17 protein-coding genes are annotated in these 20,336 nt (G+C 66.8%); 11 read left to right on the forward strand and 6 right to left on the reverse strand.

Translation table 11 applies throughout. From position 1 onward, the window contains the following. Positions 1-342: DUF3011 domain-containing protein (locus tag Q0P60_RS19290; protein ID WP_294997174.1), on the forward strand; the 342-nt coding region annotated here is incomplete at its 5' end. Between the two features lie 99 nt (positions 343-441). On the opposite strand, the gene Q0P60_RS19295 is transcribed toward Q0P60_RS19290, so the two are convergent. The 3 genes from Q0P60_RS19295 to blaL2 form a co-directional block, all read right to left on the reverse strand. Further along, the gene (locus tag Q0P60_RS19295) at positions 442-1,083 is read right to left on the reverse strand and encodes a hypothetical protein (protein WP_294997176.1); all 642 of its coding nucleotides are present in this window, start codon (positions 1,081-1,083) and stop codon (positions 442-444) included. Between the two features lie 53 nt (positions 1,084-1,136). Continuing rightward, positions 1,137-2,351 (reverse strand): cation:proton antiporter, encoded by a 1,215-nt coding sequence (locus Q0P60_RS19300; RefSeq protein ID WP_294997178.1) that lies wholly within the window; start codon positions 2,349-2,351, stop codon positions 1,137-1,139. An 86-nt stretch (positions 2,352-2,437) separates the two neighbouring features. Continuing rightward, complete coding sequence (gene blaL2 / locus Q0P60_RS19305; protein ID WP_294997180.1) at positions 2,438-3,349, reverse strand: L2 family extended-spectrum class A beta-lactamase; 912 nt, start codon at positions 3,347-3,349, stop codon at positions 2,438-2,440. 177 nt (positions 3,350-3,526) lie between these two features. On the opposite strand from blaL2, the gene ampR reads away from it, so the two are divergent. After that, on the forward strand, positions 3,527-4,390 hold the full coding sequence (gene ampR / locus Q0P60_RS19310) for a LysR family transcriptional regulator AmpR (protein WP_294997182.1): 864 nt from the start codon (positions 3,527-3,529) through the stop codon (positions 4,388-4,390). A 118-nt stretch (positions 4,391-4,508) separates the two neighbouring features. Here the strand turns inward: ampR and Q0P60_RS19315 are convergent, their stop codons facing one another. Then, on the reverse strand, positions 4,509-6,374 hold the full coding sequence (locus Q0P60_RS19315; RefSeq protein WP_294997184.1) for an ABC-F family ATP-binding cassette domain-containing protein: 1,866 nt from the start codon (positions 6,372-6,374) through the stop codon (positions 4,509-4,511). Between the two features lie 336 nt (positions 6,375-6,710). On the opposite strand from Q0P60_RS19315, the gene Q0P60_RS19320 reads away from it, so the two are divergent. Further along, entirely contained in the window at positions 6,711-9,098 is a 2,388-nt protein-coding gene (locus tag Q0P60_RS19320) for a TonB-dependent receptor (protein WP_294997186.1), read from the forward strand. A 203-nt stretch (positions 9,099-9,301) separates the two neighbouring features. Beyond that, positions 9,302-10,999 (forward strand): YbaL family putative K(+) efflux transporter, encoded by a 1,698-nt coding sequence (ybaL, locus tag Q0P60_RS19325; protein WP_294997187.1) that lies wholly within the window; start codon positions 9,302-9,304, stop codon positions 10,997-10,999. 218 nt (positions 11,000-11,217) lie between these two features. On the opposite strand, the gene Q0P60_RS19330 is transcribed toward ybaL, so the two are convergent. After that, complete coding sequence (locus Q0P60_RS19330; protein ID WP_294997189.1) at positions 11,218-12,504, reverse strand: aminotransferase class V-fold PLP-dependent enzyme; 1,287 nt, start codon at positions 12,502-12,504, stop codon at positions 11,218-11,220. A 182-nt stretch (positions 12,505-12,686) separates the two neighbouring features. On the opposite strand from Q0P60_RS19330, the gene Q0P60_RS19335 reads away from it, so the two are divergent. From Q0P60_RS19335 to Q0P60_RS19345, 3 genes are all read left to right on the forward strand, one after another. Beyond that, entirely contained in the window at positions 12,687-13,424 is a 738-nt protein-coding gene (locus tag Q0P60_RS19335) for a response regulator transcription factor (RefSeq protein ID WP_294997191.1), read from the forward strand. Continuing rightward, positions 13,421-14,716 carry an ATP-binding protein gene (locus Q0P60_RS19340; protein WP_294997193.1) on the forward strand — a complete coding sequence of 432 codons (1,296 nt, stop codon included), beginning with the start codon at positions 13,421-13,423 and terminating at the stop codon, positions 14,714-14,716. The genes Q0P60_RS19335 and Q0P60_RS19340 overlap by 4 nt, the downstream gene beginning before the upstream one ends. A 140-nt stretch (positions 14,717-14,856) precedes the next feature. After that, the gene (locus tag Q0P60_RS19345) at positions 14,857-15,669 is read left to right on the forward strand and encodes a MipA/OmpV family protein (protein ID WP_294997195.1); all 813 of its coding nucleotides are present in this window, start codon (positions 14,857-14,859) and stop codon (positions 15,667-15,669) included. A gap of 37 nt (positions 15,670-15,706) precedes the next feature. Here Q0P60_RS19345 and Q0P60_RS19350 read toward each other — a convergent pair whose 3' ends face one another. After that, entirely contained in the window at positions 15,707-16,264 is a 558-nt protein-coding gene (locus tag Q0P60_RS19350) for a hypothetical protein (protein WP_294997197.1), read from the reverse strand. A 382-nt stretch (positions 16,265-16,646) separates the two neighbouring features. Here Q0P60_RS19350 and Q0P60_RS19355 point away from each other — a divergent pair, with 382 nt between their 5' ends. The 4 genes from Q0P60_RS19355 (at position 16,647) to Q0P60_RS19370 (ending at position 20,330) form a co-directional block, all read left to right on the forward strand. After that, positions 16,647-17,291, forward strand: coding sequence for a hypothetical protein (locus tag Q0P60_RS19355; protein ID WP_294997199.1), 645 nt, complete (start codon positions 16,647-16,649; stop codon positions 17,289-17,291). After that, on the forward strand, positions 17,288-18,478 hold the full coding sequence (locus Q0P60_RS19360; protein WP_294997201.1) for a hypothetical protein: 1,191 nt from the start codon (positions 17,288-17,290) through the stop codon (positions 18,476-18,478). Before Q0P60_RS19355 ends, Q0P60_RS19360 begins: the two co-directional genes overlap by 4 nt. Before the next feature lie 119 nt (positions 18,479-18,597). After that, positions 18,598-19,737 carry a hypothetical protein gene (locus tag Q0P60_RS19365; protein WP_294997203.1) on the forward strand — a complete coding sequence of 380 codons (1,140 nt, stop codon included), beginning with the start codon at positions 18,598-18,600 and terminating at the stop codon, positions 19,735-19,737. 17 nt (positions 19,738-19,754) lie between these two features. After that, positions 19,755-20,330 (forward strand): relaxation protein, encoded by a 576-nt coding sequence (locus tag Q0P60_RS19370; RefSeq protein ID WP_294997205.1) that lies wholly within the window; start codon positions 19,755-19,757, stop codon positions 20,328-20,330. Positions 20,331-20,336: the final 6 nt, after the last annotated feature.

The following is a 20,336-nucleotide window of genomic DNA, read 5'->3' on the forward strand; positions in this document are numbered from 1 at the left end:
CTGGTCCGCCAGCTGTCCGGCAGTCCCTGCGACGAGGGCCGGACCTGGGGCGTGCGCAATGGCGCGGTCTGGGTCAGCAACGGCTGCCGGGCCGAATTCGCCGAAGCCCGCGGCTGGGGTGGCGGCGGCGGTGGCTGGGGCGGCGGCAACAGCAACTACTCGGTCACCTGCAGCAGCAACAACAACCGCTCGCAGACCTGCGACTGGGACGACCGCCAGGGCCGCCCTGTGCTGCAGCAGCAGCTGTCCGGCAGTGCCTGCCAGGAAGGCCGCAGCTGGGGCTATGCGCGCGGCCAGGTATGGGTGAGCAACGGCTGCCGGGCTCGTTTCGGAACGCGTTGAGGCCAGGGTCGGCCCCCTGGCCGAGGGCCAGGGCGCTGGCCCCATGATTCACACAGGGCCAGGGTCAGAGCCCTCTTCGGAAGGGCTACTGCCCCGGGGTCAACGCGCTGCCGGGGCCTCGTCGCCCCACGGCGGCGGCGGCAGGTCAACCGGCTTGCTGAGATCGAACTGCACGCGGAAACGGCGGCCGCCCGGCCGGGTCAACTCGTAGACGAAGGTCTGGTCGGGGTCGATCTCCATCGCCCACGTGTTGTGCGTGGACGCCAGCATGTCGGCCCGGCGGAACATCGCCACCGAATCGGCATCGGCCGGGAACTGCTGGCGGCCGGCGGTTCCCGGCGGCGTGCTGTCGCCGCCATACAGGCTGATCGCATCCGCGCTGCCATCTGCATGGCGATGGTCGTGCTTCAGGCGCACGCCGGTCGCGGTGCGGGTCAGCACCCAGGTACGCGAGTGGTCATCGCCGACATGGAACGGGATGCGCAGCTCGTGCGCCGGATCGGCACAGCCACGCACGTGCATGACCAGGCGCTGCCCGGCGAACGGATCCTTGCCGGTCGGTGCCGGCGTGTCCTCCACCACCTTGCCGGCGTAGGCCTGGCCGCAATGCGCGGCGATGGCGGCCATGAACGCATCGGCCGGCGCGGTCGCCAGATCGTGGGCAACCGTGTCAGAGCGCTGCGAACACGCAGCAAGGCTGAGCAGGAGGGCGGAAGCGGTGGCAACGGCGGGCAGTCTCATACCCCAACCCTAACGGCCACGGGCGAGCGGCGCAAACCGCTCGCCACCTCCGCTCAGCGTTCGGCAGCCTGTGCTTCCGGCAGCGTCTCGGTGGCCGCCACCGGTGCGGCAGCGCCCTCGCCCGCCGGCTCCTGCTCGACCGGATCGACATCGAACGGGGTGCGGAACACCAGCGAAGGCAGCAGCGTGGTCAATGCCGCGTAGAGCAGCAGCGCGCCGAACAGCACGGCCGGAATCTGGAAACGCTCGCGCATGATCGCCGCCAGCACCAGGGTGAAGATCAGCGTCGGCGCCAACGCCAGCGAGACCCGCAGGCTGCTGCGGAAACTTTCACCGAACATCACCCGGCGCTGCAGCCAGACCACGCCGATGCGCAGCGGCAGCACCACCAGGGTGATCACGATGCCCAGGCCCAGCGCTTCGAAGCTGAGAGCTTCGCTGGGCACCTTGGTACCGGCATTGAAGAAGTAGAACGGCACGAAGAACGAGGCGAACAGGCGCAGCGCATGCAGGTTCTCGTGCGAGGCCAGCAACGGCATCCGCTGGTGCAGCAGGCGCGCAACCAGGCCGGCGATGAATGCACCGACCAGGTAGTACACGCCCAGCAGGTAGGTGATGTAGGCCGCGACCATGCCGACCATCACCAGCAGCGAGAACTCCGAGCCGGGCGCATGCGGCGCCACCCAGCGGCCCAGCGCGATGAACAGCAGCGGCAGGCCGATCATCATCGCCAGCAGGGCCAGGCTGGACAGCGCCATGTGGCCCGGATCACCGGCCTGCAACACGATGAACAACGCCGCCAGCGCCAGCAGTTCGCCGGCAATGGCCTTGCTGGTGACCCAGAACCGCTCGTCGTCGCTCAGGCCCAGTCGCGACAGCGAATCCATGATGAAACCAGTGGACGGGGTCAGCAGCGCCAGTGCCAGCAGGCCGGCGGCCTGCCACGGCAGCCCCGCATAGCGCCAGGCCAGCCAGCCGACGCCGAACAACGTGCCGGTACGGATCACCAGGTGCGCCAGCAGCGGCCACATGCCGCGGCGCAGGGCCTGCAGGTCCACCTCCAGCCCGGCAAACAGGAACAGCGAGGAAATCCCCAGCGTCGCCAGCAGGCCGATTACGGCATCGTGCGCCTGATCGCCCAGCCAGAGCATGCCGATGATGCCGAACAGCAGGCAGGTCAGTGGCGCGGGCAGGCTGAAGCGCTGCAGCGCGCGCGGGATCACCAGCAGCGCGAAGATCAGCAGCAGGTAGATCAGTTCATGGCTCATGCGGGGCTTCCGTGGGGTTCGAACGCGCGCAGGATGCGCGCGCCGCACCGATCCGGCAAGCCGCGTGTGGATGGCTCCCGGTTACCTCACCCGATCAGCCGATCGGCAATCCGCCCCACCTGTGCCAGCACCGTGGCGCGCTGTTCATTGCTGATCGCCGCGGCCTGCAGGTAGGCGGTCAGCACCCACGGCGAGCCCCCGGCCAGCGGCCACAACACGGCAATGTCATTGCGTGCGTCTTCGCCGTTGCTGCCGGTCTTGTCGCCGACCCGCCAGCGCTTGCCCAGGCCGGCACGCAGGCAGGCATCGCCGGTCTCGTTGTCGATCAGCCAATCGGCCAGCTGCTGCCGCGAGGCCGGCTGCAGCACCTCGCCCAGCACCACCCGCTGCAGCGATGCCGCCATCGCCGCCGGCGTGGTGGTGTCGCGCGGATCGCCCTCGACGAAGCTGTTCAGTTCCGGCTCCAGGCGGTCGCTGCGGCTGACCGCATCGCCACTGGCGCGCAGGAAGGCGGTCACCGCGGGCGGGCCTCCGACCACGCCGAACAGCAGATTGGCGGCGGTGTTGTCACTGGTGATCAACGTTGCCCGGCACAGATCACGCACGGTCATGTCCTTGCCGGCATGGCGCCGCGCAACTGGCGCATGCGACAGCAGGTCTGCCTGGCGCACCGCCACCCGACGGTCCAGCAGCCCGGGCGTGCGCTCGGCCTGGCTGAGCACGGTGGCCGCCAGCATGCTCTTGAAGGTGCTGCACATCGGGAAGCGTTCGTCCTGCCGATGACCGATGCGACGGCCGCTGCCGGTGTCGAGCAGGGTCACGCCGAGGCGGCCGGCGCAGGCCTTTTCCAGTGCGGCAAAGTCGTTGGCGGCGGTCAGCGCGGCATCGGTGGGCGCGCGGCCAGTGGCCTTGCCCGCGGCCTGCGCCAGCAATGGCAGGGCCAGCGAGGACGCAACCGCGGCACCACTGAATTTCAGGAATCGGCGTCGAGCGAGCATGGGGAGTACTCCTGGGGAACGACCCGATTATTGAAGCGCCGGCCCGGGGCGACCAGCGCGAAATTTCAGCACCAGCCATGAGGTTAATTCATGCCTTTCGTAATCAACTCGTTGAGATGTACGTAAATTCCCGCAGGAGAGGTAGGATCACCCATCACCCTGGCTCACGGCTTCCCGATGCTGCACCCCACCCTGCCGCTGAACGCGCTGCGTGCCTTCGAGGCGGCCGCGCGCCACCAGAACTTCACCCGTGCCGCGCTGGAGCTGTGCGTCAGCCAGGCCGCGCTGAGCCACCAGATCCGCGGGCTGGAGGACCGTCTCGGCATCCGCCTGTTCCATCGCCTGCCGCGCGGCGTGGCGCTCACCGACGAAGGCGCGGCGCTGTACCCGGTACTCAACGAATCGTTCGAACGCATCTCGGCCAGCATCGCGCGCTACACCGGCGGTCCGGCACGCGAAGTGCTGACGCTGGGCGTGGTCGGCACCTTCGCCACCGGCTGGCTGCTGCCGCGGCTGGCCGCGTTCGAGGCCGCGCACCCGGACATCGAGCTGCGCCTGCAGACCCACAACAACCGCATCGATCTTGCCGGCGAAGGCCTGGACCTGGCGATCCGCTTCGGCGATGGCGACTGGCAGGGCCAGGCCTGCACGGCGATCATCGATGCGCCGTTCGCGCCCCTGTGCGCACCAGCGCTGGCGCGGCGGCTGAAACAGCCGCGCGATCTGGGCACGCTGCCGCTGCTGCGTTCCTACCGCGGCGACGAATGGCCGCGCTGGCTGCAGGCGGCCGGAGTGAGCGGCGTGGAAGCACGCGGCCCGGTGTTCGATTCGTCACTGACCGTTGCGATGGCGGCGGCCGGGGGCGCCGGCGTGGCCTTGCTGCCGCTGCGCATGTTCGAGCAGGAACTGGCCGAGGGCCGGCTGCTGCAACCATTCAGCACCACGCTGGATCTGGGTCGCTACTGGCTGACCCGGCTGCGATCGCGCACCGAGCGCGAACCGGCCAAGCGCTTCCGCGAGTGGCTGCAGACCCAAGGCTGAGGTAGCGCCGAGCCCACAACAAAAAAGGGGACGGAGGGAATTAAGTCGTTTGTGCATATACGACTTAATTCCCTCCGTCCCCTTTTTTGGTTGCCGGGCAGCGGTCGGCGCTAGCCGATCACGATTCCAGCAGTTCCATCCACGTCGCTTCGGCTTTTTCCAGCTGCGCTGCGGCGGTTTCGCGGTCACGACCGATCACGGCCATCCGGGTGGCATCGGCGTAGTTGGCCGGGTCGGCCAACTGGCGATCCAGCTCGGCCAGCGCCGCTTCCAGCTCGGCCACCTTGGCTTCGGCCGCGGCCAGCTTGTGCGGGTTCACCGGCTTCTTCTGCACCACCTGCGCCACCGGCGCGGTCTTGACCACCACCGGTTCTTCCACCTGCTCCATCCGCGCCTTGGTGCCCTGTGCCTGCGGACGGGTACGCAGCCACGCGGCGTAGGCATCGAGGTCGCCGTCGAACGGCTCGACCACGCCATCGGCGACGCGCCAGTAGGTGTCGCAGACCAGGCCGATCAGGTGGCGGTCATGCGAAACCATCACGATCGCGCCTTCGAAGGTGGCCAGTGCCTCGGCCAATGCTTCACGCATTTCCAGGTCAAGGTGGTTGGTCGGTTCGTCCAGCAGCAGCACGTTCGGCTGCTGCCAGGCGATCAACGCCAGCGCCAGGCGGGCGCGCTCGCCACCGGAGAAGCCGTCGACCGGCTCGAAGGCGCGGTCGCCCGGGAAGTTCCACTTGCCGAGGAAATCGCGGAACGACTGGTTCGGTGCGTCCGGGGCGATCTCGCGGAAATGCTCCATCGGCGACTGGCCTTCGTGCAGCGACTCCACCGTGTGCTGGGCGAAGTAGCCGATCTTCAGGTCCGGGTGCGCCATGCGCTCGCCGACGATCGGCGCGAGCTCACCGACCAGGGTCTTGACCAGGGTGGTCTTACCGGCACCGTTCGGACCCAGCAGGCCGATGCGCTGGCCCGCCTCCAGGCCGAAGCCGACGTTGTGCAGGATCACCGCGTCCTTGCCGTAACCGGCCTCGACATGGTTGAGGCGGATCAGCGAGAACGGCAGCTTGGCCGGCGGCGCGAACTCGATGCGGAACTCGCGCTCGGCACGCACCGCCTCGGTACCGGCCAGCTTGGCCAGGCGCTTCATCCGGCTCTGCGCCTGCGCGGCCTTGCTGGCCTGCGCCTTGAAGCGGTCGATGAAGCTCTGCAGGTGGGCGCGCTCGGCCTGTTCCTTCTCGTGCGCGATCTGCTGCTGGCGCAGCTGTTCGGCGCGCTGGCGCTCGAAGTCGGTGTAGCCGCCCGGATACAGCTTGGCGCCGCCACCGTGCAGGTGCAGCGTGTGGGTGGCCACGTTGTCGAGGAATTCGCGGTCATGCGAGATCAGCAGCAGCGTGCCCGGGTACTTCAGCAGCCACTGTTCCAGCCAGTACACCGCGTCCAGGTCCAGGTGGTTGGTCGGTTCGTCGAGCAGCAGCAGGTCGCTGGGCATCATCAGCGCGCGTGCCAGGTTCAGGCGCACGCGCCAGCCGCCGGAGAACGAGGACACCGCGCGGTGGTGGGTCTCGGCCGGGAAGCCGAGGCCGTGCAGCAGCTTGCCGGCGCGCGCTTCGGCGTCATAGGCATTGAGCTCGGCCATTCTGGTGTGCGCCTCGGCCACGGCCTCCCAGTCTTCGCGGGCGGTCGCCTCGGCCTCGGCGGCCAGCACTGCGGCCACCTCGATGTCGCCGCCGAGCACGAAGCTCAGCGCCGGGTCCGGCAGCGACGGAGTTTCCTGGGCCACGCTGGCAATACGCACCTTGCCGGGCAGGTCGACGTCACCCTTGTCGGCCTCCAGCTCGCCCTTCACTGCCGCGAACAGGCTGGACTTGCCAGCACCGTTGCGGCCGACCACACCCACCCGGTATCCGGCGTGCAGGGTCAGGTCGACATTGGACAACAGCAGCCGCTCGCCGCGGCGCAAGGCGAAATTACGAAGGGAGATCATCGGGGGAGGTGTCCATATAACCGAATGGAATGTGCTGGTGAGCACTGTTCCTGCGACGCAATTCTAGCGTTAACGAATACTTGACGCGCCCCGGGATGCGCGGCGGCCGGCGTTCCTCTCTCCCACGTCCTCACCGCACGCGTCCCGGGTCCCCTACCCGCCAGTGCCGGCTGCGGCTAAATGGTTGCTTCTGCAACGTTTTTTTCCGATGACCGGCATTTGACAGGCACTGAATATCCCGTTAATTCCTGCTTTGCGCACCGCAACAACCGCCGTCCGCCTCACCCCCGTGATGTCGATTCCGGTGCCACCCCCGCCAACCGGAGCCCCATCCCGATGACCCGCAAGACCAGCCTGATCGCCGCCGCCGTCGCTGTCGCACTCGGTGGCTCTCCGTTCGTTGCCGCCGCCCAGCAGGCCGGCACCGCCGCCAACACCCTGGATACGGTGATCGTCACCGGCACCCGCGTGGCCGACCGCACGGTCGCCGAGTCGCAGTCACCGATCGACATCATCACCCCCGAGGCCCTGCAGTCCACCGGCACCAGTGAACTGGCCACGGCGCTGTCGCGCGCCCTGCCCTCGCTGAACTTCCCGCGCCCGGCGCTGACCGACGGCACTAGCGGCGTGCGCCCGGCGCAACTGCGCGGCCTGTCGCCGGACCAGGTGCTGGTGCTGGTCAACGGCAAGCGCCGCCACACCTCGGCGATGATCAACGTCAACGGCAGCATCGGCCGTGGCGCGTCGGCGGTGGACATCAACGCGATCCCGATCGCCGCCATCGAGCGCGTGGAAGTGCTGCGCGACGGCGCCTCGGCGCAGTACGGCTCGGATGCCATCGCCGGTGTCATCAACATCGTGCTCAAGGGCAGCGGCAGTGGCGGCAGCCTGGCCGTGGACTACGGCCAGTACTCCGCTGGCGACGGCAAGAAGTACCAGCTGTCCGGCGACACCGGCATCGAGTTCGGCAATGGCCGCGGCCGCGTGCACGTGGCTGGCCAGATCAGCCAGCAGGACGAAAGCAACCGCGCCGGCCCGTATCGCGGCACCACCCCGAACACCGGCAATTACCCGAGCATCGGCCAGACGACCTTCATCGTCGGCGACCCGCGCGTGGATGCCACCGCCGCTTCGGTCAATGCCAGCTTCGACTTCAGCGACCACGTGACCGGCTACGCCAGCGCACTGCTCAGCAACCGCGACATCACCTCGTTCGCGTTCTACCGCTCGCGCAACCACAACGGGCAGAGTGCGCTGCTGGCGCAGACCTATCCGGACGGCTTCGTGCCGGAGATCAACCAGTATTCCAAGGATCGCTCGCTGGTGGCCGGGGTCAAGGGCAACACCGACAATGGCTGGACCTGGGACCTGAGCCTGAACCACGGCGAGAACACCCTGGATTTCCACACCCGCAACAGCATCAACTACAGCCTGGGCGCGACCAGCCCGCGCTCGTTCTACGACGGCACGCTGAAGTACCAGCAGGACATCTTCAACGCCGACCTGACCAAGTCGCTGGACTGGGGCCTGGCCTACCCGGTCACGCTGTCCTTCGGTGGTGAGTACCGAAAGGAGAAGTGGGACCAGAACCCGGGCGAGCTGAACTCGTACACCGGCAGCGGCGCACAGGGCTTCGGCGGCTTCACCCCGACCAACGAAGTGCATGCCGACCGCCACAACTACGCGGTCTATGCGGGCCTGGAAGCGGACCTGACCGAGAAGTTCTCGGCCGGCATCACCGGCCGCTACGAGGACTACTCGGACTTCGGCGACCGCTTCTCCGGCAAGCTGTCGGCGCGCTATGCCTTCACCGACAAGGTCGCACTGCGGGCCACCGCCTCCAGCGGCTTCCGTGCGCCGTCGCTGGCGCAGCAGGGCTACCAGGCGGTCACCAGCCAGTTCACCAACGGCGTGTTCGTCGAGCGCGGCACCTTCCCGACCACCAGCCAGGCCGCACAGGCACTGGGAGCCTCGCCGCTGAAGGCCGAGACCTCCACCTCCTACAGCCTGGGCCTGGTGCTGCAGCCGGTGGATCGCCTGTACATCACCGTCGACGCCTACCAGATCGACATCGACAACCGCATCGCGCTGTCCTCGAGCATCACCACCAATGCCGCCAGCAGTGCGCTGCTGAGCAGCCTGGGCCTGCCGCAGGTGACCGCGTTCTCGTACTTCACCAACGGGCTGGATACGCGTACCCGTGGCGTCGACTTCGTTTCCAGCTACACCGTGCCGTTCAGCGCCAGCAGCCTGGAACTGACCGCCGCCTACAGCTACAACGACACCGAAGTGCGCCGCGTCGGCGGCACCCCGGCGGTGTTCGGCACGCTGGGCCTGACCCAGTCGCTGATCGGCCGCGATGAAATCGGCCGCATCGAGGACAGCTACCCGCGCGACAAGGCGATCCTGAGCGGCACCTGGCGTTCGGATCACTGGGAACTGGGCCTGGCGGCGACCCGCTACGGCAAGTTCACGGTACGCAACTCCGCCACCGCGCTGCGCGACCAGACCTACGGCGATGCCTGGGTGGTGGACGCCTCGGCCAGCTACAAGCCGAGCAGCAACTGGACCCTGACCGTGGGTGCCGACAACCTGCTGGACAAGTACCCGGACCGCACCGAAGACCTGCAGAACTCCACCTTCGGCATGCTGCCCTACAGCAACTACTCGCCGTTCGGCTTCAACGGCGCCTACGTCTACGGCCGCATCAAGTACACCTGGTAAGCGCTGCCCGGCGGCTTCCTGGTGGTGCCGGCCGCTGGCCGGCAACCCCGGGGGCATCCCCCCAGCAGGGTCAGATCCCTTTTCCTTCTGGAAAAGGGATCTGACCCTGCTGGGTTGCCGACCACGGCACGTGGCCGGCGGGTTTGCCGTATCTGGCCGCATCGGTGAAAATCGGAGCATCCCCCCGACTGCTGCGAGTGCCGATGCACCATGACACCGACCTGATCAACATCGTTGCCGTTGGCCTGGGGCTCGCCTTCATCTTCGGCGCGCTGGCCAACAAGCTCCGCTTGTCTCCCCTGGTCGGTTACCTGGTTGCTGGCATCTGTGTAGGCCCGTTCACCCCCGGCTTCGTCGCCGACCAGGCGCTGGCCAACCAGCTGGCCGAGCTGGGCGTGATGCTGCTGATGTTCGGGGTCGGCCTGCACTTCTCGCTGAAGGACCTGATGGCGGTCAAGGCCATCGCCATTCCCGGCGCCATCGGCCAGATCGCGGTCGCCACCCTGCTGGGCTGGGGCGTGGCCTCGCTGATGGGCTGGCCCGCCCTGCACGGCGTCATCTTCGGTTTCTCGCTGGCCACCGCCAGTACCGTGGTGCTGCTGCGGGCGATGGAGGAACGGCGCCTGCTGGAAACCATGCGTGGCAAGATCGCGGTCGGCTGGCTGATCGTGGAAGACCTGGCCTGCGTACTGGCGCTGGTGATGATGCCGGTGATGGCCGGCGTGTTCGGCCCCGATGCGGCGAAGGAATCACATTCGCTGGGCAGCGTGCTGGCCGACATCGGCTGGACCTTCGTGCAGCTGGGCCTGTTCGTGGCGGTGATGCTGGTGGTCGGGCGCCGGGTCATTCCGTGGATCCTCGAGCGCATTGCCGGGACCGGTTCGCGCGAGCTGTTCACCCTGTCAGTGCTGGCGATCGCGCTGGGCGTGGCGTTCGGTTCGGCGATGCTGTTCGGCGTCTCGTTCGCGCTGGGCGCGTTCTTCGCCGGCATGCTGCTCAACGAATCGGAACTGAGCCACAAGGCCGCGCATGACTCGCTGCCGCTGCGCGACGCGTTCGCCGTGCTGTTCTTCGTCTCGGTCGGCATGCTGTTCGATCCCAACATCCTCATCCAGCACCCCTGGCAGGTGCTGGCCACGGTACTGATCATCATGTTCGGCAAGTCGGCCGCCGCGTTCTTCATCGTGCGCGCATTCGGGCATCCGACCAGCACCGCACTGACCATCTCGGCCAGCCTGGCGCAGATCGGCGAGTTCGCCTTCATCATCGCCGGCCTCGGTGTTGCGCTGCAGATCCTGCCGAAGGAAGGCCAGTCGCTGGTGCTGGCCGGTGCGCTGGTGTCGATCATGCTCAATCCGCTGGTGTTCGGCCTGCTGGATCGCTGGCAGGCCAAGCAGGACCAGCAGCCGCAGCCGGCCGAGCCGGAAGAGGCGATCGGTCCATCGCGCGACCTCAACGCGCATGCGATCGTGATCGGCTACGGCCGGGTCGGCAGCGAGCTGGCGCAGGTGCTGCGTGATCGCGGCGTACCGGTGCTGGTGATCGACGACAACAAGGACCACGTGGAACGTGCGCATGCCAACGGCATCGCCGCGATCCGCGGCAGTGCCGCCGCCGACCGGGTGCTGGCCGAGGCCCATCCGGAGCGTGCCAAGATCGCGGTGCTGGCGATCCCGCAGCCACTGGAAGCCGGCGAGGCGCTGGCCAAGCTGCGTGCGATCAATCCCGAGCTGACCCTGCTGGCGCGTGCGCACAGCGATGCCGAAGTGAAGCACCTGCTGGAACACGGTGCCGACGGCACGGTCATGGCCGAGCGCGAGCTGGCCTATTCGCTGGCAGAGATGGTGATGTCCACGCCGCCGTATCGCGGGCTGGGCCAGCACAGCATTCCGGTGGTGTGAGGTGGCACTGCGGGGCGGCGCCCTGCACCGGCCGGAACACGGTCAATGGGCAAGCAGGATCTGACCCCGTTGCTGCAGCCATAAAAATCCCCGGTCGACCCGCATCGACCGGGGATCGGTAACGCCACGTTGCCACGCCTTGGAGAGGCAGTTCCACCGTAGCGCATCGCGTGGCCGGTGGTGATCGCCGATGGCGATGACGACCAAGCACGTGGCTATCAGGCGCCGGCCAGGGCCTGCTCCAGGTCCGCGCGCAGGTCGCCGATGTGCTCGATGCCGATCGACAGCCGCACGGTGTCCTCGCTGACCCCGGCCTTGGCCAGTTCGGCCGCATCCAGCTGGCGATGGGTGGTCGAGGCCGGATGGGTGGCCAGCGACTTCGCATCGCCCAGGTTCACCAGGCGGGTGAACAGCCTCAAGGCATCCAGGAAGCGCGCGCCGGCCTGGCGTCCGCCGGGCAGGCCGAAGGTCAGCACGCCCGAACCGTGGCCGCCCAGATAGCGCTGCGCAGCGGCATGCTCGGGATCGTCGGCGAGACCGGCATAGCGCACCCAGGCGACCTTTGCGTGCGACTTCAGGAACTGCGCAACCGCCAGCGCGTTGGCATTGATCCGCTCCATGCGCAGCGCCAGGGTCTCGATGCCCTGCAGGATCAGGAAGGCATTGAACGGCGACAGCGCGGCTCCGGTATTGCGCAGCGGCACCACCCGCGCACGGCCGATATACGCCGCCGGCCCCAGTGCTTCGGTGTAGACCACGCCGTGGTAGCTCGGATCGGGCTGGTTGAGCCGCGCGAAGCGCTTGGGCTGCGCCGCCCAGTCGAAGCGTCCGGAGTCGATGATGGCGCCGCCCAGGCTGTTGCCGTGCCCGCCGAGGTACTTGGTCAACGAATGCACCACGATATCCGCACCGTGCTCGAAAGGGCGCAGCAGGAAGGGCGTGGCCACCGTATTGTCGACGATCAGCGGCACACCGGCGGCGTGCGCGACCTCGGCGATCGCCGCGATATCGGTCACATTGCCACGCGGATTGCCGATCGATTCGACGAATACGGCCTTGGTCCGCTCATCGATCAGGGCCGCGAACGCGGCCGGATCGGCCGGGTCGGCAAAACGCGCCTGGATGCCGTACTGCGGCAACGTGTGTGCGAGCAGGTTGAGGCTGCCACCGTACAGCGCGCTGGAGGCGACGATGTTGTCGCCAGCCTCGGCGATGGTCTGGATGGCATAGGTGATCGCCGCCTGCCCGGACGCCAGCGCCAGCGCGCCGATGCCGCCTTCGAGCGCGGCCAGGCGCTGCTCCAGCACATCGGTGGTGGGATTCATGATGCGCGTATAGATGTTGCCCGGCACCTTCAGGTCGAACAGATCAGCGCCGTGCTGGGTGTCATCGAAGGCATACGCCACCGTCTGGTAGATCGGCACCGCCACCGCGCGGGTGGTCGGGTCGGGACGGTAGCCGCCATGCACGGCCAGGGTTTCCAGTTGCCACTGCGGATCGCTCATTGCGCCAGGCTCCATCCGGGGAAACCGCCACCATAGGCCAGCCGGGAACCGCCGCTGAGAGCCGCTGGCGATGACGCCAGTACCGGCGGTTATCAGGTTGGCCGCGATTCAGGCAGTCGTCATGGACCGTTGCTAGGCTTCGCCGCCGGGCGCTCCTGCCCGGGCACGGAGGCCCAACGCGCATGCAGCCATCCCCCTGGACACCCACCCGCCGCGACACGCCGACGCCGGTCCTGCTGGTGGAAGACGACCGTCGCCTCGCAGAACTGGTCAGCGACTACCTGCACGAACATGGCTTCGCCGTGCAGCATGTGGCGCGTGGCGACCTGGCCGGCGCAGCCTGCCGCCAGCACGCACCGGAGCTGGTGGTGCTGGACCTGATGCTGCCCGGCCTCGGCGGCATCGACGTATGCCGGCAGATCCGCAGCTTTTCCGATGTACCGATCCTGATGCTGACCGCCTGCGAAGACGACATCGAGCAGGTACTGGGTCTGGAATCAGGCGCCGATGACTACGTGCACAAGCCGATCGAGCCGCGCCTGCTGCTGGCCCGGCTGCGTGCCCTGCTGCGCCGCCGGCATGGCAGCAGCAACACCGGCACTCCGTGCCGGCTGATGCATGGCCAGCTGCTGATCGATCGCATGCAGCGCGAGGTCCAGCTGCACGGCCAGCCCGTGGAACTGGGCACGACCGAGTTCGAGATCCTGTGGCTGCTGGCCAGCCAGCCGGGGCAGATCCTCTCGCGCGACCAGATCCTGCAGGCGGTGCGCGGCATCGGCTTCGACGGCCTGGACCGCAGCGTCGATGTCAGCATCGGCAAGCTGCGCCGGAAGCTCGGCGACGACGCGCGCGAACCCCGCCGGATCAAGACCGTGTGGGGCCGCGGCTACCAGTTCAACCCCTCGGCCTGGTCGGCGTGAAGCGGCTGTTCCTGCGCCTGTGGCTGGTGGTCGCGGCGAGCTTCCTGGTCACCCTGCTGCTGATCAACGTGATCTTCGACCGCATCTACCTGCCGATGCAGCAGCGTGTGTTCGCAGAGCAGGTGCGTGGCCAGCTGTATGCCTTGCGGCAGGGCCTGCAAGGCAAGGATTCCGCCGCCCAGCAACAGCAGCTGGCACAGTGGCAGCCGCACTATGGCATCGCGCTGTCGCTGCTGCCGGCGCCACCGGCGCTCGCCGCGGATGAACAGGAGCAGCTGCAGCGCAGCGGCATGGTATCCCGGCAGAAGTTCGAGATCGTGCTGGCCCCGCTCGACCCGCTGCATGCGGACGGCCCGTGGTTGCGCCTGCACCTGCCGGGCGAACCGTCGGTGACCCTGTACCTCACCCTGGCCGCGTACTCGGTGATGCTGGCCCTGTTCGGGCTGTGCCTGTACGCCTGGGTGCGGCTGCTGTGGCGTGACCTGGACGCCCTGCGCGTGCATGCCGACCGCATCGGTGCCGGTGACCTGCAGGCGCGGGCACAGGTGTCGCCGCGCTCGCAGATCCGCGTCATCGTCGATCACTCCAACCGGATGGCGGCACGCGTGGCCGAACTGGTGCAGCGCCAGCGTGACCTGACCCATGCGATCTCGCACGAACTGCGCACGCCGATCGCCCGTGTGGCCTTCGGCCTTGACCTCATGCAGGACAGCGATGATCGCGAGCGCCGGGCACGGCTGGCGCAGGGCCTGCATGGCGACCTGGCCGAACTCAATCGACTGGTCAGCGAACTGCTGGCCTATGAACGCCTGGAACACCCCAGCGAAGGCGAGCCACTGCAGCGCATCGAGGCCAACGACTGGCTGCAGGCCTGCCTGGCCGATGCGCGCCGCGACGCCGAACGGGCCGGGCTGGCGCTGCGCGTGCAGCCCAGCGCGTTGCCGCGTGTGGATGCGGAACCACGCCTGCTGCAGCTGGCACTGAGCAACCTGGTCGGCAACGCGCTGCGCCATGCACGCTCGCAGGTGGAAGTCTCGCTGGTCGGTGTTGGCGGCCGCGCCTGCCTGCGCGTGGACGACGACGGCGCCGGCATCGCCGAGGCCGATCGCGAAAAGGCGATGCGCCCGTTCACCCGCCTGGACGACAGTCGCAGCCGGGATACCGGCGGCTTCGGGCTGGGCCTGGCCATCGTCAACCGGATCGCGGTCCGGCACGGCGGCGAACTGCGGATCAGCCGCGCCTCGTTCGGCGGCGCACGCCTGGAAATGCACTGGCCGCTGGCTGCCAGCTGAACGCCCCCCGGCGTGATTACAGTTGATTACAACTCCCGCACAACTACGGACGGATCGGCCGCTGGCATATCGCCACGCTAGCGACCCTGCAGCACGCGCCGGATGCGCGTGCTGCCTTCCTCCCATTGCCGAGAGTTCCCATGTCCCAGCGTCACCGCAGCACCCTGCCCGCCCCTACCCTGCTCTGCTTCGCCCTGCTGACCCTGTTCGCGGCGCCGATCGCCCAGGCCAAGGACGACCACTGGACCTTCGAGCTCGCCGCCGGTGGTGGCGTGACCCCGCGCTACAGCGGCAGCAAGGACTACCAGGCAAGCCCGACACTGTCCTTCGATGCGCGCTCGCCCGGCGGCTGGTTTCTCGGCACCAGTGGTGTGGGTTGGGGCACGGCGATCGGCGAGCACGCCCATGTGCGTGCCTACATCGGCGCCAGCGGCAGCCGACGCGACAAGGACTCGCCGCTCGGTGGCTCGGACTTCCTGCGTGGCATGGGTGATATCCGTACCCGTCCCCTGGTCGGCCTCTCGGCTGGTTATACGCTGGGAGAAGCCGTGCTGAGCGGCTCCTGGCAGGCTACGCGCAAGGATGAAGACCGCGGCGACAACGGCCTGGCCACCCAGCAGGTACACCTGAGCCTGGCGATGCCGTTGTTCGACCTGGCCGGTGGCGTGGTCAGCGGCAGCGTCTCCACCGACTACGGCAATCGCGGTTACATGCAGACCTGGTACGGCGTCAGCCCGGCGCAGGCCGCGCGCAGCGGCTTTGCCCGGCATGCGCCGAAAGCCGGCCTGGCCAGTGCCGGCATCGGCCTGAAATGGAGCCATCGCGTCGGCCGCAATGGCAACTGGTACATCTCGGCGGAAGGTACGCGCCTGCTCGGCGATGCCGCTGACAGCCCGATCGTGCAGAAGCCCAACCAGTTCGGCCTGATGAGCGGCTACACGCATCGCTTCTGATGCATGAAGGGCACCCTGCGGTGCCCTTTTCCCACGGTCAGCGGCAGGCGGGCGCGTCACCGCTGCCGCACAACCCGACCTCGCGCAGCCAGCCGATCCATTGCACGACATCGTCCTTTTCCGGTTCGGAACGGAACGACTTCTGCACGGTGTGGAAACCCTGCGTGCCCTGGATGCCCTTGATCCAGGTGAATTCCGGTTTGCCGGTGCCCGGGTTCTCCGCACAGCTGAGCATCAACAACGCAAACGGGCGACCGCCCTCTTCGCCTTCGCGTATCCAATGGCTCTGGGCCGACGAGCAGGCGATGCGCCATCCGGCTTCAATGAGGCCGAGGAACGCGCGCGGGCTCACGTGGCCACTGTCCGGGGCATCGTTGACGGTGACCATGTCGGTCCAGTCCTGCGCGGTCTGCCCTTCCGGCACGTACTCGGCAATGCGGTTGCCCTGCGCATCGGTGTTCTGGTGGACCGGGTGGTAGCCCTTCATCGGTGGCAACTGCACCTGCTCCACCCCGGTAGCGGACGCGCTGGCGAGGCTGCTGACAGCGCCCAGCGACAGCGCAAGACACAAGCGCAGGACATACAGGGACTTCATGCAGGTTCCTTTTGCGGACGGAGACCGATCTGATCCCGGTTGATCACGATGAAACCGCACTGCCCAGGCCAGCGCAACCACAAACCGCAGATGTGGTTGATCACGCCATGTTCTCGCGGCATCAGGAGCTCAACGCGCCGCAATTCCCCGTAGCGCCGTGCCTGTGCTCGGCTTCAGCCGCAGCGACCCGGCCGGTCGCGACATCCGGCTGCCTTTGGCAGGGGACGTGTCGTGTTCCGCGCGTACGCGCTGTCGCATTCCTCCTCAATTTTCCAGCGAAACAAGACATCCGTCACAGGAAGCTGCCACAAATCGGTCCACTCCACGGTGCTGGCCAGGTGCCTCCGTATCGTCGATTGCTCCAGGGAACAGGACCGAAGTGATGACGTTGTTGGATGGATCAGCGCAGCCGGCACAGCACGTGCTGCCACTGCTTGCGCTTACAGCGGTGCTGGTAGCGTGCGGGCGCAAGGAGCCGCCAGCGCCACCTTACGAGGCCAACCCAGCGCCGACGGAGGCGTATGACGTCGTGGTCAGCGTGCAGGACGCCCCAAGCGGTATCTACGTTTCTTCAGCCTCCGTGACTTACAGGATCACCAATGAGGATTGCCTTCCTCCGATCAGGAACTTTGAAGGCATCCGCTACGAACCAGCGCGTCATAAACTGAAAATCCCGATGCAGCGCATTTCGGCAGGCTACTTCAAAGGGATCTACTTCGCCGATGGAATGCTGGAAAGGAGCTACTACGGACGCAGCGAATGCAGATGGTCCGTGCAGTTTGTGGGCGCAACGCTTCGAACTCCTGCATCAAAGGACTACACGTATTTCAATGTCTCCACCGACCCGGATGCTTCTTCAGAAACGCGCTACGCGCTGAAGGATATACGCCCATGGAAGGACGACGGGGAAATCTATCCAGCCAGAGACTGGTCTCAATGGATGTTCGACAAAGAAGTTCCAACCGCCAATCGCGATGATTTCTTCTCGTTCACCATTTCGACGAAAAGAAGGAACGATGCCCAATGAGCAGGCGTGTAGCAGCAGACCTGGCGATGGCCGCCTACCTCCCTCCCGAATATGACGCGGGGGGAGAGCCCACAAAGGTTCAGGCTGGTGACGAGATCTTCATTGCCGTCGGGCACGCAGATACGAGGAGTGGCTATCAGGGCTCCATCTACAAGAATGTAAGGACAGGCGACTACGTCATCGCCCATCGCGGCACCGAGTTCGACCGGGAATTGCTCAAGGATGGCGTGGTCGACATGGTCATGGTCATGGTCATGGTCATGGTCATGGTCATGGTCACCGGCAGGTTCAACGCACAGCTCAAGGACGCGCTGGAGCTCACCCGCATTGCCAAGGGAATGGCCGAGCGCGACGGCAAGCAGCTGTCTGTCACCGGCCACTCGCTGGGCGGTGGATTGGGACAAGTCTACGCGCATCACTACAACCTGCCCGGCGAACTGACGCACCACCACGAGCTGGATATCGGCACCAGCGCGCTTGGGAAAAACGGCAGACGTGACAGCAAGCGCACCCCCTCCGGCAGGCCAGGCTGCGTGCGCGGCAGGCGCGATACCCGAGCTCACCCGTACCTCGCACTGAACCGGCTACCGTTGCTTGCATTGATTGCAATGCTGGCGGCCTGCGGGCGCAAGGAGCCGCCAGCGCCGCCGTATGAACTGAATCCTTCCCCGAAGGATGCCTATGAAATCACCCTCACCACGCAGGATGCGCCAGACGACATCGACGCATCACACGCATACGTGAGTTACAGGATTGCGGATGAAGGCTGCCTTCCTCCCATCGATAACTTCGAGGGTGTCCGCTATGGCATGGAAATGAAATTGCTTCACATTCCACTGCAACGCGTTGATGGCCATACGTTCAAGGGAATCTTCTTCCGCGATGGACTCGCTCGAAAGGACTACTTCGGGCGCGGGATCTGCACGTGGCGTGTGTCGCTCGTCGGTGCGTCCTTGTGGACCGAACAAACAAAGGACTTCACGTACTTCTCGATCAGCACAGACCTTCAAAAGGGCCGTGAGACCCGCCTCTCCAAAAAGGACATAGAACCCCTTCTTGATGACGGCCATCGCTATCCAGCCAGTGCAATCCTGGAAAACCGGTTCGAGGACGAAGTTCCCATTGAGGAACGCGGCCGATTCTTCTCCTACAGCATATCCATCAGGAAGGCAGGCAACCGGCAATGAACCGCTCCATCCACGCGGTCCTTTCAAATGCAGCCTATGGGTCACCGGAGTTCAACCCGGACGGGACATCCGTTGAGATAGATGCAGGCTACGGACAGAAGTACAAGGCTGTTCTCCACATGGACAAACCCAGCGGCTATCAGGGCACGATCTTCCAGAACATTGCCACGCGTGACTACGTCATCGCCCATCGCGGCACCGAGATCGACCGGGAGCTGCTCAAGGATGGCGTGGTCGACATGGTCATGGTCACCGGCAGGTTCAACGCACAGCTCAAGGACGCGCTGGAGCTCACCCGCATTGCCAAGGGAATGGCCGAGCGCGACGGCAAGCAGCTGTCTGTCACCGGCCACTCGCTGGGCGGTGGATTGGGACAGGTCTGCGCGCATCACTACAACCTGCCCGGCGATGCCTTCAATCCCTACGGCGTGGTGAGCCTTGGCTACCGCATCGAGGAAGGTCAGCCTGCGCATGCGGCCCCCTTCACCAACCACGTCATGGCCGGCGATTTCGTAAGCGCCGGCAGCAAGCATTACGGCAGCGTGCAGACCTATGCGCTGCCCAGCGAACTGAAGACCCTGCGCGAGGCCGAGATTGGCACCCGCATGCTCGGCGCCGCCACCGGCATGTCCGCGCAGATGGCCGCCACGCCACTGCTGGTCGGCGCGCTGGCTGACTCGCACCGGATGAAGCACTTCGTCGACCGCGAAGAGAATGGCGTGCTCAAGCGCTCGGTACTGGACGATCCGTCCGCCCGCGTCCGCGATCCTGAAGACCAGCGACGCGTGGATGCCTTCCGCGCCGACGTGCACGCGCTGCGCAGTGGCGTCAGCCTGCTCAGCCGCGGTGGCCCCGGCCTGCTCCTGGACGGGCTCAACCACGTGCGCGGCCCCGACCAGGCTGGCGGCTACGCGCAGCGCATGGCACAGGCGGCCGAGTTGGCTGCCCACCCGTTCATCCCGTCCGAGCAGCGCAACGCAGCGGCCGCCCAGAACGGTTCGCCGCGCAGGGACCAGCCCGAATTCAATACGCGCTCACCGCTGCAGCAGCGCCTGGACGAACTGCTGGCCGCGGATCCGGAGCGGTTCCTTCAGCTCAATCGCGAGCTGGCCCACCAGGGCGCCGGCCAGCGACTGGACACGCAGGTGCGCGCCCAGCTGGACGCTGAGGAAAGGGAGCGCGAGCAGGCCCAGGAACTGGCACGGCAGCAGGCCGCCCAGCAGGAACAGCAACAAGCAGCACCGGCCATGCGCCGTTGATGGCGTGGAGCGTGAAAATGCACAAGAGTGAACTGGATGAACTGGTCAAGAGCACAGCGCTGCTGATGGAGCGCTATCAGCACCTGTGCAAGCAGATGGGACAGCAACAGGCGCAGCAGGCGGGCGCGATCAATGCGGTGGTGAAGTCACTTCCGGGCCAGCTTCGGAGCAGCATTGACGCCACCCTTGCCGGAGCCAGCCGCGAAGGCGCCGACGCCATGAAGCAGACCATGCAGGCGGCCGTGAACGACTATGAGCAGCGCCTGGCGGCCTCCGGTGAATCGCTTGGTCGAAACGTTGCGACGCTCGTCACCGAGATAGAGCGGTTGCGCCGGGCGTCGCGCGGTGTCCTGCTGAAAAGCCTGGGCCTGGTCGTGGCCGCCACCGTGTTGCTGGTGGCTGGCACGATCTGGCTTGGCGGGCGCTACCGCGCCGAAATCGAGCGCAACCAGATCCAGGCCGAGCTGCTGCGGGCCTACAACCGCGCCGACGTGGTCCTGTGCGGCAAGGAGCAGCTGTGTGCCAACGTCGACATGCGCGGCAGCGGCACAGGTGAGAAGGGACGCTATCGCCGCGTGCGCCCCCGCCCGTAGGCGGGG

Source organism: uncultured Stenotrophomonas sp. (assembly GCF_945952405.1).
Taxonomy (GTDB): domain Bacteria; phylum Pseudomonadota; class Gammaproteobacteria; order Xanthomonadales; family Xanthomonadaceae; genus Stenotrophomonas.

Coding starts and splice junctions, on each gene's coding strand:
- Q0P60_RS19345 (WP_294997195.1), top strand. CDS start 14,857: ATGTCCCAGCGTCACCGCAGCACCCTGCCCGCCCCTACCCTGCTCTGC.
- blaL2 (WP_294997180.1), bottom strand. CDS start 3,349: ATGCTCGCTCGACGCCGATTCCTGAAATTCAGTGGTGCCGCGGTTGCG.
- Q0P60_RS19365 (WP_294997203.1), top strand. CDS start 18,598: ATGGACAAACCCAGCGGCTATCAGGGCACGATCTTCCAGAACATTGCC.
- Q0P60_RS19350 (WP_294997197.1), bottom strand. CDS start 16,264: ATGAAGTCCCTGTATGTCCTGCGCTTGTGTCTTGCGCTGTCGCTGGGC.
- ybaL (WP_294997187.1), top strand. CDS start 9,302: ATGCACCATGACACCGACCTGATCAACATCGTTGCCGTTGGCCTGGGG.
- Q0P60_RS19300 (WP_294997178.1), bottom strand. CDS start 2,351: ATGAGCCATGAACTGATCTACCTGCTGCTGATCTTCGCGCTGCTGGTG.
- Q0P60_RS19320 (WP_294997186.1), top strand. CDS start 6,711: ATGACCCGCAAGACCAGCCTGATCGCCGCCGCCGTCGCTGTCGCACTC.
- Q0P60_RS19360 (WP_294997201.1), top strand. CDS start 17,288: ATGAGCAGGCGTGTAGCAGCAGACCTGGCGATGGCCGCCTACCTCCCT.
- Q0P60_RS19295 (WP_294997176.1), bottom strand. CDS start 1,083: ATGAGACTGCCCGCCGTTGCCACCGCTTCCGCCCTCCTGCTCAGCCTT.
- Q0P60_RS19355 (WP_294997199.1), top strand. CDS start 16,647: ATGACGTTGTTGGATGGATCAGCGCAGCCGGCACAGCACGTGCTGCCA.
- Q0P60_RS19335 (WP_294997191.1), top strand. CDS start 12,687: ATGCAGCCATCCCCCTGGACACCCACCCGCCGCGACACGCCGACGCCG.
- Q0P60_RS19315 (WP_294997184.1), bottom strand. CDS start 6,374: ATGATCTCCCTTCGTAATTTCGCCTTGCGCCGCGGCGAGCGGCTGCTG.
- Q0P60_RS19330 (WP_294997189.1), bottom strand. CDS start 12,504: ATGAGCGATCCGCAGTGGCAACTGGAAACCCTGGCCGTGCATGGCGGC.
- Q0P60_RS19370 (WP_294997205.1), top strand. CDS start 19,755: ATGCACAAGAGTGAACTGGATGAACTGGTCAAGAGCACAGCGCTGCTG.
- ampR (WP_294997182.1), top strand. CDS start 3,527: ATGCTGCACCCCACCCTGCCGCTGAACGCGCTGCGTGCCTTCGAGGCG.